A 14,994-nucleotide genomic window follows, 5' to 3' on the forward strand; every position below is an offset into this window, starting at 1 on the left:
ACCCGTTTCGGGTGGCGTCACCCGCTCGGCGGCCCATTCAGTCGGCCGGTTCAGCGGTACCACCGCCCGCCCCGACACCGCACGCTGTCTACACCGGATCTTCGGATGGGACGGCGTGGATGCGACTTCGACGGGCTCGGACGGGACCAACCCGCGGATCATCGGTCCGTATCCCCAGCCGGGGATGGGCGGTGGTGTGGTTCGCGGCGGCGGTGGTCGGTGTCCTCGCGGCGGCGGCGCTCGCCCTGTGGCTCGGCGCGTGGGGACCCGGCCACGCGTCCGGTTGGCTCGCGGTGCCGGCGGCGCTGGCCGGCTGGGCACTGCTGCACCTGTGGCAGCGGATGCGGATGGCCGGACAGGCCACCCGGGCCGCCGCGGTGGAGATCCTGCTGCCGAAGTCGGACAACGAGAATCTCGGCGACGAGATCGTCGCCGAGCTACGCCAGGCGTTGACGGTGGTGCACCTGTCGAGCCCGTCGGTCGTCCCCGGCGAGTCGACCCCGCAGGACTTCCTCACCGATGTACGGACGGCGGCCACCGGCACCTCCGGGTGGGGACTGCTCGCCATGGCGGTCGGTCGCCTGCGCCGGACCGCCTACCAGGTCACCCTCGTGCCCCGCGCGGACGGCGGCAGGCACGGCCTGACCGTCGAGGTTGCCTGCCGGCCCACCAGGGAGAACGAGGTCGCGACCGTGTACGGGCGCAACTGGGCCGACGCGGCTCACCAGGCCGCCTACCACGTCGCCGCGTTCGTCCTGCCCCGCACCGCGCTCTCCCACCAGCCGCCGTGGATCCCGTGGCACGGGGTGCAGTTGAACGCCGGCCTGTTCTACAACTTCCACGAGGCACGCCGGCTCGCCGCGGCGGGCCGGTACGAGGAGGCACTGCGCCACTTCGACGCGGCGCTCGAGGAGGACCCGCTCAGCCCGTACATCCGGGTGGAGAAGGCGACCGTCCTCGACCAGCTGGGGCTCTACCTCGACGCGCTCGCGACCTATGTGGACGTGGTGGCCATCGAGTGCCGGTACGACCTGAACGCGTGGACGCACTACCAGGGCCTGACCCGCTACGGCGCCGGACCCAAGCCGCAGGAGCACACGCGCAGCCCCAGCGGCCCCGCCGCGCTCCAGTTGGCCCGCTACCGCATGGTCGGCTCGCTCGCCGCGAGCGACCGGCTCGCCGACCAGTGGGTACGCAACCAGCGCAAGGCCTTCAGCCAGGACGACCAGTCCGAACGCGCCGAGGAGGCCACCCGGGTGATCGCCCGGCTGCGCCGCCTGTTGCGCCACTACGCGGACCTGATGGTGGACGCCCACGGCGTCCGGCAGGCCCTGGCTGAGGGTCGGGGCCTGAGCGAGCCCGTGCTCGCCGAACGCGACATCGAGAACCACCGGCCGACGTTGCGCCGCGTCCTGCAGTACGCCGCCCTGCACGAGGCCCGGGCGCTCAAGCTGGACTACGGCACCGGACGGGCCGATCCCGCCCTGCCGATCAGCCGGGGGGCGATCCGGGTGCTGCCCATCTGGGCCACCCTTCAGTACCGGTACCTCGACCTGGTCGCGGCCGTCAGCGGGCAGGCACACCACGATCCCGGCCCGCTACCGCCGGACCTGCCGGCGCTCAACGACACCGGCATGCGCACCTTCGTCAAGGAACTCGTGGGCAACGACGGCGGGTGGCCGGTCGACCAGTGGCCACCCCCGGCGAAGGGCGTACAGAAGCTGGTGGTTGCTGCCCTCGACGGGCACGGCGCGACGGACCACGGCTGGCACGAGCACTACAACGCGGCCTGCGTCTACGCGGTCGGCATGCTCACGCCCGAGCTGTACCCCGGCCTGGACAGCGACACCATCGACGTGGTCGACCGCGCCGCGGATGACCATCGCGCCCTTGTCCGGCACGCCATCGACCAGCTCACCCAGGCGGTGTTCGCGGCGGACAGCCACTTCGCCGGCGGCGCGGCACCCTGGCTCGGCCAGGGCGACCAGGACCTCAACGACCTGCGGGTCACCGACGGGTACCGGATCTTCGCCGACCGGTTCCTGCCGCGGACGTCCGCGCCGCCGCTCATCCCCCGCAACGTGGCCCTGCTCTCGATCAGTGGCCACCTGGTCCACCTGGTGGAACTGTTCGCGCGGCAGGCGCGCGAGCACTGGGCCGCCCGGGCCGTCGCGAAGGGCGCGGAGCAGAGCATCAACCCGGTCGCGCTGCGCACCGAGGCGATCCGCTGGCGGCAGCTGGGCGCGTTCTGCCTCAACTACCGCGACTGGCCGACCCGGCACCGGCTGATCGAGCTGGCGGGCGGCAAGATCAACGCCGCGCTCCCGACCATCGACTCCGACCTGCGCTGGGTGCGGTACACCAAAGCGATCCTCGAGGAGGACCGCCGCAAGGACGAGGAACGCCGCAGGGCCGGCGCGGGCAGCCGGGGCAACGTGGCGCGCTGGCTGTCCATCTCGGCGGAACTGGACCGGTACGCGCTGCATACGGTCAGCGTCCGCAACCAGGCGCTCGACCTGTTGGGGTGCGTCCTGACGGCGGCCGCCGAGAGCATCGAGGACGCGACCCGCTTCGTCGCGGACCGACCGGGCACCCACGACGCGCGCACGAGCGAGGCCTTCGCCGACGCCTGGGCCGCCGTGGAGGAGTGGATGTGGGGCCTGCGCAACGACGCGGGCCCCGGGCTGCGGCCCGGCGACGCGCACTTCCCGGAGGAACCCGACGCGACCGCGGCGCGGGAAAAGATCAGCAGGATCTGGCCGGAGAGCGCGTCGCCCGACTGCGACGTACCGCCCGTCAGCCGAGCCGGTGGAGGAGGTCTGTCACGGCCGAGGTGATCCGCGGTCCGTGGAACAGCTCCGCGTCGTTGTGGTCGGCGCCGTCGATGACGACGACGGTCACCGGCCCGGCGGCGCGGTCCGCTACGGCGCGGCTCTGGTCGGGCGGCACCGTGGCGTCGGCACTGCCGTAGATCACCACCGTGGGTACGCGTACCCGCGCGATGGTCTCCGCGACCGCGAACCTGTCCCGCAGCAGCAGCCGTACCGGCAGGAACGGGTAGTGGACCTGGCCCGCCGCCGCCAGGTCCACGAACGGCGAGCGCAGCACCAGGCCGGCCGGCGGATGCTCGGCCGCCAGGCCGGTGGCGACCGCCGCGCCCAGGCTCTCACCGAAGTAGACGACCCGCCCGGGCACGAACCCCGCGGCGGAAAGGTAGGCCAGGCCCGCCCGGGCGTCCAGCGCCAGGCCCTCCTCGGTGGGACCACCCGGGTTGCCGCCGTAGCCCCGGTAGTCGACCACCAGGACGGTGAGCCCGGCGGCGGCCAACGAACGGGCCAGGACGATCCGGCCGGCCCGGTTGCCGGCGTTGCCCGGCGTCATGAGCACGGCGTACCCGCGGTCGGCGCCGGTCGGCGGCAGCAGCCAGGCGGACAGCCGCAGACCGTCGGCGGTCTCCAGCGCCACCTCGCGCACGTCCGGCGGCGCGGCCGGCGCCGCCCGGTCAGGAAAGTAGATCAGGCGCCGTTGGGCGAGCCACAGCACCGCGACCACGGCCACGACGGTGACCAGGACCACCAGGAGTACCCGCCAGGTGCGCACGAACGCATCCTAGAAACGCCACGCCGGTCGCGCCGGTGCCGGCCGGCGACGCACGGCAGACTGGGCGGATGACCGAGGCCCCGCTCCTGGACGCGCTGGGCGGCGTGGGCCGCCGCTACGCGGGGCCGGACGCCGACGTGGTGCCCCTGCCACGGGCGGACCAGCGGCCCGGTTCCGGCGCGCTGCTGGTGCGGTGCGGCGCCGTGGTGGTCAAGGCGCACGCCCCCGGCACGGACGGGGCGGGCCTGCGGGCCCCGCTCGCGGCCGCGGCGGGAACGCCGCTCGCCGAGGTGCTGCTGGCGCCGTTGGAAACGGAGCCGATCGCGATGGGCGGGCGCCTGGTGTCGGTATGGCCCTACGGTCGCCCGGTCGCCGTGGACCCGGCACGGGTCCCCTGGGTCGAGGCGGCGACGCTGCTGGCGCGGCTGCACACCCTACCCACGCCCGCCGACGGGTTGCCCGCCTGCGGCGCTCCCCAGCGCTCGGCCGACAACGTGGGCGCGCTGCGCGACGGTGGACGGCCTCAGGCCATCGTGGCGGCCGCCTGGCGCACCGTGCCCGACTGGGCGCGCGGCGCCGCGGCGCCGCCCGGCCCGCTCACCGTCGTCCACGGCGACTGGCACCTCGGCCAGCTCGTCGCCCGCGACGGCGGGTGGCGCCTGATCGACGTCGACGACCTCGGCGTCGGGCCGCCGGTGTGGGACTTCGCCCGGCTCGCGGCCCTGCGCGCGCTCGGGGTGGTTCTCGAGGAGGAGTTCCGGCTGTTCCTGGACGCGTACTGGACGGCCGGCGGGCCGGCGCTGCGCCCCGGCGGCGGACCGGCGGAAGACCCCGCCGGCTGGGCGGCGCTGGACGCGGTGACCCGCGCGGTCCTGGTGTCGATGGCGGCGAAGCGGGTCGCCGCCCCGGTCGGCACGTATCCCGACGCCCTGGAGGGCGACCTGTTGCGCGCCTGCGAGCGGCTCACGGCATGTCCGACGTGACCTGGGTTGCGCGGCCGGTCGACAATGGCGGTATGACCGGACCAACCAATGTTCTCCGTTGCCCGAAATGTCAGGCGAACATGCGCACCTACGAACGCAACGGCGTTCACCTGGAGCAGTGTGAGAGCTGCCGCGGCATCTTCCTGGACTTCGGTGAACTGGAAGCGCTGACCAGGCTGGAGGCGCAGATGGCCGCGCCGCCGCCACCGCCGCCCCAGCAGCAGCACGCCTACCCCCAGCACCAGCCACCGCCGGCGTACCCGCCGCAGCCGGGCTACGGCGGCTACGGCTACGGGCACGGGCACCGCAAACGCGGGTTCGGCGGCCTGTTCTTCTCGTCCTGAGCACACCAGCGGCCGCCCGGTCGGGTTGACCCCGTCCGGGCGGCCGCACTCATGTCAGCGCGGCACGACCCGCTCGGCGGCCCATTCGCGCCACGTCTCGACCTGGTCGCCGACGGCGGCGAGCTGGTCGGCGACCGGGCCGGGCCCGGTGGAGCCGGGCGTCGTACGGGCCCGCAGGGCACCCCGCACGTCCAGGACCGTCCGCACGTCCGGGGTCAGGTGCGGGCTCACCCCGGCCAGGTCAGTGTCGGAGACCTCGTCGAGGCCGCAGTCGCGGGACACGCACAGCGCCACCAGCGAGCCGGTGACCTCGTGCGCCTCGCGGAACGGCACGCCCTGCCGGACCAGCCACTCGGCCACCTCGGTGGCCAGGGTGTAGCCCTTCGGGGCGGCCTCGACCAGGCGGTCCACCCGGACGGTCATCGTGGAGATCATGCCGGCGAGGGCGGGCAGCACGAGTTCGAGCGTGTCGACCGCGTCGAACGCGGGCTCCTTGTCCTCCTGCATGTCCCGGTCGTACGTCAGGGGCAGGCCCTTGAGCATCGTGAGGACGGTGACCAGGCCGCCGATGAGCCGGCCGGACTTGCCCCGGGCGAGCTCGGCGATGTCGGCGTTCTTCTTCTGCGGCATGATCGACGACCCGGTGGCGAAGGCGTCGTCGAGCTCGACCCAGCCGAACTCCTGCGACGTCCACAGCACCACCTCCTCGCCCAGGCGCGACAGGTGCACGCCGACGAGCGCGGCGACGAACAGGAACTCGGCGACGAAGTCGCGGTCGGCCACGGCGTCCATCGAGTTGGGCGCGGCCGAGGTGAAGCCCAGCTCCTTCGCCACCCGGACCGGGTCCAGCGGCAGCGACGAGCCCGCCAGCGCCCCGGCGCCGAGCGGGCTCACGGCGGTGCGCCGGTCCCAGTCGCGCAGCCGGTCCAGGTCGCGCAGCAGCGGCTGGGCGTGGGCGAGCAGCTGGTGGGCGAAGCTCACCGGCTGGGCGTGCTGCAGGTGGGTCATGCCGGGCGCGGGCGTGTCGAGGTGCCGGGCGGCCTGCTCCAGCAGCGCCTCGGTCAGCTCGACCAGGCGGGCGGCCACGCCGCGGGCGTGGTCGCGCAGGTACAGCCGCAGGTCGGTGGCGACCTGGTCGTTGCGGGACCGGCCGGCGCGCAGCTTGCCGCCCAGGGTGCCGAGGCGCTCGATGAGGCCCCGCTCCAGGGCGGTGTGCACGTCCTCGTCCTCGACCGTCGGCCGGAACTCGCCGGACGCGCAGGCGGCCTCCAGGTCGTCGAGGGCGGCGAGCATGCGGCCCAGCTCGTCCGAGTCGAGCAGGCCGGCGTTCGACAGGACGCGGGCGTGGGCGCGGGACGCCGCGAGGTCGTAGGGGGCCAGGCGCCAGTCGAACTGGACGCTCACCGACAGGCGGGCCAGGGCCTCGGCGGGGCCGCCCGCGAACCGGCCGCCCCAGAGCCGCAGGGCCGAAGCATTGCTAGTCACGCCGTTCATCCTCTCAGGGGAAGGGGGGCCGGTCCNTGTCAGCCGAGCCGCGCGTCGCGGGCCGAGGCGAGCCGGCTGGGCAGGCCCCACAGCTGCACGAACCCCTTGGCCAGCGACTGGTCGAACATGTCGCCCGAGTCGTAGGTGGCCAGGCTGAAGTCGTACAGGGAGGCGGCCGAGCGCCGGCCCGTCACCACGGCGCGGCCGCCGTGCAGGGTCAGCCGGATCTCGCCCGACACGTGCTTCTGCGTGTCGTCGATGAACGCGTCGAGGGCGTTGCGGAGCGGGGAGAACCACAGGCCGTCGTAGACGAGCTCGCCCCAGCGCTGGTCGACGCCCTTCTTGAAGCGGGCCACGTCGCGCTCGACGGTGACGTTCTCCAGCTCCTGGTGGGCGGTGATGAGCGCGATCGCGCCCGGCGCCTCGTACACCTCGCGGCTCTTGATGCCGACCAGGCGGTCCTCGACCATGTCGAGCCGGCCCACGCCCTGCGCGCCCGCGCGCTTGTTCAGCTCGATGATCGCCTCGTACGGCGACACGGCGCGGCCGTCGATGGCGACCGGCACGCCGGCCTCGAACGTGATGACGACCTCGTCGGGCTCGCGGGCGACGGCCGGGTCCGAGGTGTAGTCGTAGATGTCCTCGATGGGCCCGTTCCAGATGTCCTCAAGGAAGCCCGTCTCGACCGCGCGGCCCCACAGGTTCTGGTCGATCGAGTACGGCGACTTGCTCGACACCTCGATCGGCAGCCGCTTCTCCTCGGCGAACGCGATGGCCTTGTCCCGGGTCCACGCGTAGTCGCGGGCCGGCGCGATGACCTTCAGGTCGGGCGCGAGCGCGCCGATGCCGACCTCGAAGCGGACCTGGTCGTTGCCCTTGCCGGTGCAGCCGTGCGACACGATCGTCCCGCCGTACTTCTTCGCGGCGGCGACCAGGTGCTTGACGATCAGCGGCCGGGACAGCGCCGACACCAGGGGGTAGCGGTCCATGTAGAGGGCGTTCGCGCGCAGCGCCGGCAGGCAGAAGTCGGTGGCGAACTCCTCGCGGGCGTCGACCACCTCGGACTCGACCGCCCCGCAGTCGAGCGCCCGCTGGCGGATGGCGTCCATGTTCTCGCCGCCCTGGCCCACGTCGACGGCCACGGCGATGACCTCGGCGCCGGTCTTGTCGGCGAGGTACGGAATGGCGACGGACGTGTCCAGCCCGCCGGAGAAGGCGAGTACGACCCGCTCAGTCATCAGATTGCTCCTTAGTTTCGTGCGATACGAGCTTCGTGCGGGCCTGGAGGTCGTGGCCGGCCCAGGCGAGCAGCTTGGCCGCCAGAACATGGCCCGCGGAGGTGTTGCCGCTGGGCTCTTCCCGGGCGACGACCAGGATGGTGTCGTCGCCGGCGATGGTGCCGACCACGTCGGGCAGGCCCGACCGGTCGAAGGCGCTGGCCAGGAACTGGGCGGCGCCGGGCGGGGTGCGCAGGACCACGAGGTTGCCGCTCGCGTCGGCCCCGGTGAGCAGCTCGCGCAGCAGCCGCTGCAGCCGGGCCGGGGTCTGCTCGGCGCTGCGCAGCGGGCCGCGACCCTCCTCCGGGATCAGGTACACCGGGGCCGTGCCGTCCGTGCCGCGGACCTTGACGGCGCCCAGCTCCTCCAGGTCGCGCGAGAGCGTGGCCTGGGTGACGTGCAGGCCGTCGCCGGCGAGCAGGTCGACCAGCTCGGTCTGCGAGCGGACCGCGTGGTCGCGGATGAGCTCCACGATGCGCGCGTGCCGCGCCGACTTGGAGGTGGGCACCACGGCGGTCATTACCGACCTCCTGCCAGGAGCCAGGTGAGCAGCGCCTTCTGGGCGTGCAGGCGGTTCTCGGCCTCGTCGAAGACCGCGCTGGCCGGGCCGTCCATGACCGCGTCGGTGATCTCCTCGCCCCGGTGGGCGGGCAGGCAGTGCAGCACGATCGCGTCCCCGGCGGCGCCGCTCATCAGAGCCTCATTCACCTGGTACGGGCGGAACGGCGTGAGCCGGTCCTTGCCGTCGCCCTCCTGTCCCATGGACGTCCACGCGTCGGCGGCCACCACGTCCGCGCCGGCCACCGCCTCGTGGGGGTCGCGCACGGTGGCCACGGACCCGCCCGTGACCGCGGCGATCTCGGCGGCCCGGGCCACCACGGCCGGGTCGGGTTCGAACCCCTCGGGGCTGCCGATCCGCACGTGCATGCCGGCGGTCGCGCCGCCGACCAGGTACGAGTGGGCCATGTTGTTGGCGCCGTCGCCGACGAACGTGAGCGTGCGCCCGGCCGTGCCGCCGAGGCGTTCCCGCACGGTGAGCAGGTCGGCCAGGATCTGGCACGGGTGGAACCCGTCGGTGAGCGCGTTGACCACGGGCACGCTCGACGCGCCGGCCAGCTCGGCGACGCGGGCGTCGCCGTGCGAGCGGATGACGATGGCGCGCACGTACCGCGACAGCACCCGGGCGGCGTCGGCGATCGACTCGCCCCGGCCGAAGTGGGTGGTCATCGCGTCGACGATGATCGGGTGGCCGCCCAGCTCGGCGATGCCGGCCTCGAACGACAGCCGGGTACGCAGGGACGGCTTCTCGAAGATGACGGCGACCGACTGCGGGCCGTCGAGCGGGCGCCGCGCGAAGCGGTCCTTCTTGAGCTCGGCCGCGAGGTCGAGCACGGCCGACTGCTCGACCGGGCTCAGGTCATCGTCCCGGAGAAAATGTCTCACTGTCCCGCCTCCAACGCCGCCGGGAGGGCCGCGAGAAACGCGTCGGCCTGTTCGGCGGTGATGATGAGCGGCGGGGCGAGCCGGATCACGTCCGGCTGGGCGGCGTTGGCGAGGAACCCGGCCGCGGCCAGGGCCGCGACCACCGCTGGGGCGACCGGCTCGCGCAGCACGATGCCGAGCAGCAGGCCGGCGCCGCGCACGCCGTCGACGAGCGGGTGGCCCAGCGCCTCGACGCCCCGGCGCAGCCGCTCCCCGATCCGCTTGACGTGGTCGAGCAGGTGCTCGGATTCGATGGTGTCGAGCACGGCCAGGCCGGCCGCGCAGCAGACCGGGTTACCGCCGAACGTGGTGGCGTGCATGCCCGGGCCGAGCAGCGACGACACGTCCCCGTACGCGGTGTCCGAGAAGGCGATCATCGCGGACAGCGGCAGGCCGCCGCCGATGCCCTTGGCGAGGGTGATGACGTCGGGCGCGACGCCCTCGGCCTGGTGGGCGAACCAGTGCCCGGTCCGGCCGATGCCGGTCTGCACCTCGTCGAGGACGAGCAGGGCGCCGTGCCGCTCGGTGATCTCCCGCGCGGCGGCGAGGTAGCCCGGCGGCGGGACGACCACGCCGGCCTCCCCCATGATCGGTTCGAGGATGACCATGGCGGTCCGGTCGGTGACGGTCGCGGCCAGCTCGTCCACGTCCCCGTACGCCACGTGGTCCACGTGGCCGGGCAGCGGCCGGAACGGGTCGGCCTTCGCCGGCTGTCCCGTCAGCGCGAGCGCGCCCATGGTCCGGCCGTGGAACCCGCCCGCGGCGGCGACCACGTGCTCGCGGCCCGTGCGCCGGGACAGCTTGAACGCGGCCTCGTTCGCCTCGGCGCCCGAGTTGGCGAAGAACACCTTGCCGGGCCGCCCGGCCAACGCCAGCAGCCGCTCGGCGAGCGTGACGGCGGGTTCGGTGGCGTAGAAGTTGGACACGTGGCCCAGGGTCGAGATCTGCGCGGTGACCGCGTTGATGATCGCCGGGTGGGCGTGGCCGAGCACGTTGACGGCGATGCCGCCGAGGAAGTCCACGTAGGACGTGCCGTCCTCGGCGACGGCCGTGGCCCCCTCGCCGCGGACGAGGGCCACCTGCGGCACCCCGTACGTGTGCATCACCGAGGTGTCCCATCGTTGGGTCAATGACGTCATGTCGGCACCACCATTGTTCCGAATCCTTCGTCGGTAAAGACCTCCAGCAGCGCCGAGTGGGGCACCCGGCCGTCGACCACGTGGGCCGCCGGCACCCCACCGCGCACCGCGCGCAGGCAGGCCTCCATCTTCGGCACCATGCCCGACTCGAGGGTGGGCAGCAGCACCTCCAGGCCGTCCGCGTCGATCTGCGAGAGCATCACGGACTTGTCGGGCCAGTGCGGGTAGAGCCCCTCGACGTCGGTGAGGACGATCAGCTTGCGGGCGCCGAGCGCGACGGCCAGCGCGCCGGCCGCCGTGTCGGCGTTGAGGTTGTGCACGACACCGTCGGCGTCGGGCGCCACGGTGGAGATGACCGGGATGCGCCCGGCGTCGATGAGGTCGGTGACCGCGTCGACGTTGACCTCGGCGACGTCGCCCACCAGGCCCACGTCGACCGGCTCGCCGTCGACGATGGCGGGGCGGCGCACGGCGGTGAACAGGCCGCCGTCCTCCCCCGACATGCCGACCGCGATCGGGCCGTACCCGTTGAGCAGGCCGACGAGCTGGCGCCCGACCTGCCCGACGAGGACCATGCGGACCACGTCGATCGCCTCGGGCGTGGTGACCCGCAGGCCGCCCCGGAACTCGCTGTCGATGCCGAGCTTGCCGAGCATCGCCGAGATCTGCGGGCCGCCGCCGTGCACGACGACGGGCTTGAGCCCGACGTAGCGCAGGAACACCAGGTCGGCGGCGAACGCCTTCTGCACCTCGGCGTCGAGCATGGCGTGGCCGCCGTACTTGACGACGATGATGCTGCCGTGGAACCGGATCAGCCAGGGCAGGGCCTCGATGAGCGTGCTGGCCTTGCCCAGCGCGATACCGAGGTCGCGGGTGCGCGTCGCGGACCGGCTCATGTCGAGTACGCCGAGTTCTCGTGCACGTACCCGTGGGAGAGGTCGTTGGTCCAGATCGTCGCGGTCGCGTCGCCCGCGCCCAGGTCGATGAGGACGTGCACGTCACGGCCGGCCAGGTCCACCTTGGAACGGTCCTCGGCGGCCTGCCCGCCCTTGCAGATCCACACGTCGTTGACGGCGACGTCGACGTTGTCGGCCTCGAAGTCGGCCTGCGCCGTGCCGGCGGCCGACAGGATCCGGCCCCAGTTCGGGTCGTTGCCGAACATCGCGGTCTTGAACAGGTTGGACCGGGCGACCGCGCGGCCCACGGCCACCGCGTCGACCTCGCTGGCCGCGGCGCGCACCTCGATGCGGATCTCCTTCGTGGCGCCCTCGGCGTCGCCGATGAGCTGCCGACCGAGGTCGTCCAGCGCCGCGTGCACCTGCTCGAAGAGCTCCTCGGCCGTCGGCTGGATGCCGCTGGCGCCGCTGGCCAGCAGCAGCACGGTGTCGTTGGTGGACATGCAGCCGTCGGAGTCGATCCGGTCCAGCGTCCTCGCGGTCGCCGCGCGCAGCGCGGTGTCCAGCGTCCCCGGGTCGGCCACCGCGTCGGTGGTGAGCACGCACAGCATCGTGGCCAGGCCCGGGGCCAGCATGCCGGCGCCCTTGATCATGCCGCCGACGCTCCACCCCTCGCCCTGCGCGACCGTGGTCTTCGCCCGGGTGTCGGTGGTCATGATGGCCTCGGCCGCCGCGGCGCCACCGTCGCGGGCCAGCCCGCGCACCGCGGCGTTGACGCCGGTGAGCAGCTTGTCCAGGGGCAGCCGCTGGCCGATCAGCCCGGTGGAGCAGACCGCCACGTCGCCCGCGCCGACCACCGCGCGGGTGCCGCCCGACGCGGTGAGCTTCGCGGCCACGTGCTCGGCGGTGTGGTGCGTGTCCTGGAAGCCGCCCGGGCCGGTGCAGGCGTTGGCGCCGCCCGAGTTGAGCACGACGGCCCGCACGATGCCGTGGCGCAGCACCTGCTGGCTCCACAGCACGGGCGCGGCCTTGAACTTGTTGCTGGTGAACACGCCGGCGGCCGTCGTGTCCGGACCGTCGTTGATCACGAGCGCAACGTCGAGCCCGCCGCTTGATTTGAGCCCGGCGGCCACCCCGGCCGCCCTGAACCCCTTGGGGCTGGTGACTGTCACGGTGCCACTCCAATGGCCGTAAGACCGGCGGCCTCGGGGAGGCCGCACATCAGGTTGGCGCACTGCACGGCCTGGGCGGCAGCGCCCTTGCCGAGGTTGTCGATGGCACTCTGCACGATGATCCGTCCACTGTCGACGTCGATGGTGGCCTGCAGGTGCGCGGCGTTGGAGCCGTAGGTCGCGGCCGTGTGCGGCCAGCTCCCCTCGGGCAGGACGGACACAAAAACCTCATCCGAGTACGCCGATGCGAGCACCGCCCGCACCCCGGCGGCGTCGATGTCGCCGGTGGGTCGCGCGGTGACCGTGGCCAGGATGCCGCGCGGCATCGGGGCCAGGATCGGGGTGAACGACAGACCGCGCGCCCCCGTCGCCTGCTTGATCTCGGGCACGTGCTGGTGGGCCCCGACCTTGTAGCCGGACAGGTCGCCCATCACCTCGGTGGCCAGCAGGTTCGGCTTGAGGTTACGGCCCGCGCCGGAAGTGCCGGAGGACGCGACAACCACCACGTCCTCGGGGTCGGCGACGCCGGCCGCGATGAGCGGGGCGAGCGCGAGCGTGGTGGCGACGGCATAGCAGCCGGTGTTGGCGACCCGGTCGGCCTGCTTGATCAGCTCACGCTGGCCGGGCAGCTCGGGCAGCCCGTACGTCCACGTGCCCGCGTGGTCACCGCCGTAGTAGCGGGTCCACTGGGCGGCGTCGCGCAGCCGGAAGTCGGCGCCCAGATCCACGATCCTGGTGCTGGCGGGGAGCTGGGCGGCCAAAGCCGCGGACTCGCCGTGCGGCAGGGCCAGGAAGACGAGGTCGGCGCCGGTGAGCGCGGCCGGCGCCGACTCGCCGAAGGTGAGGCCGAGGCTGGCCAGGTGCGGGTGGACCGTGTGGACGGGCGCGCCGGCGTTGCGGTGCGCGGTCGCCGCCACGATGTCGAAGGTCGGGTGCCCCGCGAGCAGGCGAAGCAGCTCGCCTCCCGCGTATCCACTGGCCCCGACAACCGCCACCGCGATGCCCATGGTGAGCACCCCCTCCGTCGTCCCGCGTCCATGACTGTATCAGTATGCATATGATCGCAACAACATGCAGTCCATTTACCGGGCGTCACATGCCAGTCTCCGCCGCCAAAAGGATCACGACCCGACATACAGGCCAGCCCGACGCACCCGAGCCCAGCGGCAAGCTCCGAACGGGGCCACCCCGGGTCCCATGATCGGGACACCGAGCGGGGCAACTCACGAAATCGAGACCTTGGCCCCAATGGGGCGCTCGACTTTCGAGTCGCCGTTCGGCGCCGGACAGCGGGGCCGCACCGGATGGCGGTGACCCACCGGACCTGCCGATGTTTGGACCGTTACGCCTGGAACTCAGCGCGCAATTGCCTGCGTGACGGTCCGAACGTCGGGCTTGCTCGGCGAGACACCAGCGCCGTGACCGGAAGTGTTCAGCGGATCTCTATGCGTGGATGGTGTCGGTGGGTCGGCATACATTGATGTCATGGCAGGCGATGAACCGTTCGTGCGGCGCGCGACGTTCGACCGGTCGGACAAGACCGGCCTGGTCGGCGCCGTGCTCTGGCTGCACATCATGTGCTGCGGCCTTCCCGCAGTACCGCTGATGCTCCTGCCGAACACGATCATGCCGTGGGCCGTCGCCGGGTACGGCGCGCTCGTGTTGGGGAGCCTGCTGCTGATCGTGACGATGGTCTGGCGGTCGGAGACCCGCAGGTCGGGGCGTCTGATCATCGAGATCACGCGCGAGGGCGTCCGGTTCGGCGACGATGAGCCGACCGTGCCCTGGGAGGACATGGTCTGCGTCGGGGGCGGGCGCAGCCGCCACACCATGCACGGCGCCTACCACACCGAGCGGAGCTACCTCACCTACCGCACCCCCGACGGCGAGGTCAGCCGGGGCATTCCCAATACCGTGAGCCTGGGCGACATCAGGCAGGCGATCGAACGCCTCAAGCCGGGCGATCCGCTGCCGTTGGAGTAGTTACGTGCGGCGCGGCACCAACGGGGAGACAGTGCCGCGCCGCACGTTGCTGACTACACGCCCCGCAGGACCGCGCCGTGGCGCTTGGCCGCGACCGCGACGGCCGCGTCGCGGGCGGCCACCGCCTCCTCGGCGGTGAGCGTCCGGTCCGGCGCGCGGAAGGTGAGCTTGTACGCCAGCGACTTGTTGCCGGCGCCGACCTGCTCGCCGGTGAACACGTCGAACAGGCGCACCGCCTCCAGCAGGTCGCCCGCCCCGGAGACAAGCGCCGACTCCACCTCGGCGGCCGGCACCCGCGACGGCACCACGAGCGCCACGTCGATGAGCGCGGGCGGGAACGTGGCGAACGCCGGGGCCGGCGTGACCGCCGAGGCCGGCAGCGCGTCCAGGTTGAGCTCCATCGCGCAGGTGCGCTTGGGCAGCTCCAGCGCCGCGCACACGGCCGGGTGCAGCTCGCCGGCGTGCCCGACGACGACGTCGTCGACCACGATCTCCGCGCACCGCCCCGGGTGCCACGGCGGGGCGTTGCCGGCCCGCACCGTCCCGGTCACCCGGGCGGCGGACAGCACGACCCGGGCCGCGTCGACCGCGTCCGCCCAGCCGGCCGGGCGGCCCGCGCCCCACCAGCCGGCG

General features: G+C 73.2%; 14 protein-coding genes. 4 read left to right on the forward strand and 10 right to left on the reverse strand.

What is annotated here, in order from left to right; translation table 11 throughout:
• The first annotated feature begins 191 nt into the window (after positions 1-191).
• On the forward strand, positions 192-2,837 hold the full coding sequence (locus ABD211_RS25560) for a tetratricopeptide repeat protein (RefSeq protein WP_344137041.1): 2,646 nt from the start codon (positions 192-194) through the stop codon (positions 2,835-2,837).
• On the opposite strand, the gene ABD211_RS25565 is transcribed toward ABD211_RS25560, so the two are convergent.
• Positions 2,797-3,600: an alpha/beta hydrolase gene (locus tag ABD211_RS25565; protein ID WP_344137044.1), complete on the reverse strand. Its 804-nt coding sequence runs from the start codon at positions 3,598-3,600 to the stop codon at positions 2,797-2,799. The genes ABD211_RS25560 and ABD211_RS25565 overlap by 41 nt on opposite strands.
• A 68-nt stretch (positions 3,601-3,668) precedes the next feature.
• Between ABD211_RS25565 and ABD211_RS25570 the strand changes: the two genes are divergently transcribed.
• Together ABD211_RS25570 and ABD211_RS25575 are read left to right on the forward strand one after the other, a co-directional pair.
• On the forward strand, positions 3,669-4,583 hold the full coding sequence (locus ABD211_RS25570) for a phosphotransferase family protein (protein ID WP_344137047.1): 915 nt from the start codon (positions 3,669-3,671) through the stop codon (positions 4,581-4,583).
• 32 nt (positions 4,584-4,615) lie between these two features.
• Positions 4,616-4,927: a TFIIB-type zinc ribbon-containing protein gene (locus ABD211_RS25575; RefSeq protein WP_344137049.1), complete on the forward strand. Its 312-nt coding sequence runs from the start codon at positions 4,616-4,618 to the stop codon at positions 4,925-4,927.
• Between the two features lie 54 nt (positions 4,928-4,981).
• Here ABD211_RS25575 and argH read toward each other — a convergent pair whose 3' ends face one another.
• The 8 genes from argH to argC all read right to left on the reverse strand — a co-directional run bounded on the left by argH (position 4,982) and on the right by argC (position 13,385).
• On the reverse strand, positions 4,982-6,421 hold the full coding sequence (gene argH / locus ABD211_RS25580) for an argininosuccinate lyase (RefSeq protein WP_344137051.1): 1,440 nt from the start codon (positions 6,419-6,421) through the stop codon (positions 4,982-4,984).
• A gap of 29 nt (positions 6,422-6,450) precedes the next feature.
• On the reverse strand, positions 6,451-7,650 hold the full coding sequence (locus ABD211_RS25585; protein ID WP_344137054.1) for an argininosuccinate synthase: 1,200 nt from the start codon (positions 7,648-7,650) through the stop codon (positions 6,451-6,453).
• Positions 7,643-8,209: an arginine repressor gene (locus ABD211_RS25590; RefSeq protein WP_344137057.1), complete on the reverse strand. Its 567-nt coding sequence runs from the start codon at positions 8,207-8,209 to the stop codon at positions 7,643-7,645. The genes ABD211_RS25585 and ABD211_RS25590 overlap by 8 nt, the downstream gene beginning before the upstream one ends.
• Positions 8,209-9,132, reverse strand: a complete 924-nt coding sequence (gene argF, locus ABD211_RS25595; RefSeq protein WP_344137061.1) for an ornithine carbamoyltransferase — start codon at positions 9,130-9,132, stop codon at positions 8,209-8,211. The genes ABD211_RS25590 and argF overlap by 1 nt, the downstream gene beginning before the upstream one ends.
• A complete protein-coding gene (locus ABD211_RS25600; RefSeq protein WP_344137064.1) occupies positions 9,129-10,310 on the reverse strand; it encodes an acetylornithine transaminase in 1,182 nt (393 codons plus the stop codon). Before ABD211_RS25600 ends, argF begins: the two co-directional genes overlap by 4 nt.
• On the reverse strand, positions 10,307-11,206 hold the full coding sequence (gene argB / locus ABD211_RS25605; protein ID WP_344137067.1) for an acetylglutamate kinase: 900 nt from the start codon (positions 11,204-11,206) through the stop codon (positions 10,307-10,309). Before argB ends, ABD211_RS25600 begins: the two co-directional genes overlap by 4 nt.
• Positions 11,203-12,378 carry a bifunctional glutamate N-acetyltransferase/amino-acid acetyltransferase ArgJ gene (gene argJ / locus ABD211_RS25610; RefSeq protein WP_344137070.1) on the reverse strand — a complete coding sequence of 392 codons (1,176 nt, stop codon included), beginning with the start codon at positions 12,376-12,378 and terminating at the stop codon, positions 11,203-11,205. Before argJ ends, argB begins: the two co-directional genes overlap by 4 nt.
• Positions 12,375-13,385, reverse strand: a complete 1,011-nt coding sequence (argC, locus tag ABD211_RS25615) for an N-acetyl-gamma-glutamyl-phosphate reductase (RefSeq protein ID WP_344137073.1) — start codon at positions 13,383-13,385, stop codon at positions 12,375-12,377. The genes argJ and argC overlap by 4 nt, the downstream gene beginning before the upstream one ends.
• A 478-nt stretch (positions 13,386-13,863) precedes the next feature.
• On the opposite strand from argC, the gene ABD211_RS25620 reads away from it, so the two are divergent.
• A complete protein-coding gene (locus tag ABD211_RS25620; protein ID WP_344137076.1) occupies positions 13,864-14,361 on the forward strand; it encodes a hypothetical protein in 498 nt (165 codons plus the stop codon).
• A gap of 53 nt (positions 14,362-14,414) precedes the next feature.
• Here the strand turns inward: ABD211_RS25620 and ABD211_RS25625 are convergent.
• Positions 14,415-14,994: phenylalanine--tRNA ligase subunit beta-related protein (locus ABD211_RS25625; protein WP_486336265.1), on the reverse strand; the 580-nt coding region annotated here is incomplete at its 5' end.

The organism is Luedemannella flava, from assembly GCF_039528515.1.
In the GTDB taxonomy this organism is placed as follows: Bacteria; Actinomycetota; Actinomycetes; order Mycobacteriales; family Micromonosporaceae; genus Luedemannella; species Luedemannella flava.

Excerpts from the sequence above, each read along its gene's own strand:
- argC (WP_344137073.1), bottom strand. The coding sequence starts at position 13,385 with ATGGGCATCGCGGTGGCGGTTGTCGGGGCCAGTGGATACGCGGGAGGC.
- ABD211_RS25590 (WP_344137057.1), bottom strand. The coding sequence starts at position 8,209 with ATGACCGCCGTGGTGCCCACCTCCAAGTCGGCGCGGCACGCGCGCATC.
- ABD211_RS25620 (WP_344137076.1), top strand. The coding sequence starts at position 13,864 with ATGGCAGGCGATGAACCGTTCGTGCGGCGCGCGACGTTCGACCGGTCG.
- ABD211_RS25600 (WP_344137064.1), bottom strand. The coding sequence starts at position 10,310 with ATGACGTCATTGACCCAACGATGGGACACCTCGGTGATGCACACGTAC.
- ABD211_RS25575 (WP_344137049.1), top strand. The coding sequence starts at position 4,616 with ATGACCGGACCAACCAATGTTCTCCGTTGCCCGAAATGTCAGGCGAAC.
- argB (WP_344137067.1), bottom strand. The coding sequence starts at position 11,206 with ATGAGCCGGTCCGCGACGCGCACCCGCGACCTCGGTATCGCGCTGGGC.
- ABD211_RS25570 (WP_344137047.1), top strand. The coding sequence starts at position 3,669 with ATGACCGAGGCCCCGCTCCTGGACGCGCTGGGCGGCGTGGGCCGCCGC.
- argH (WP_344137051.1), bottom strand. The coding sequence starts at position 6,421 with ATGAACGGCGTGACTAGCAATGCTTCGGCCCTGCGGCTCTGGGGCGGC.
- ABD211_RS25585 (WP_344137054.1), bottom strand. The coding sequence starts at position 7,650 with ATGACTGAGCGGGTCGTACTCGCCTTCTCCGGCGGGCTGGACACGTCC.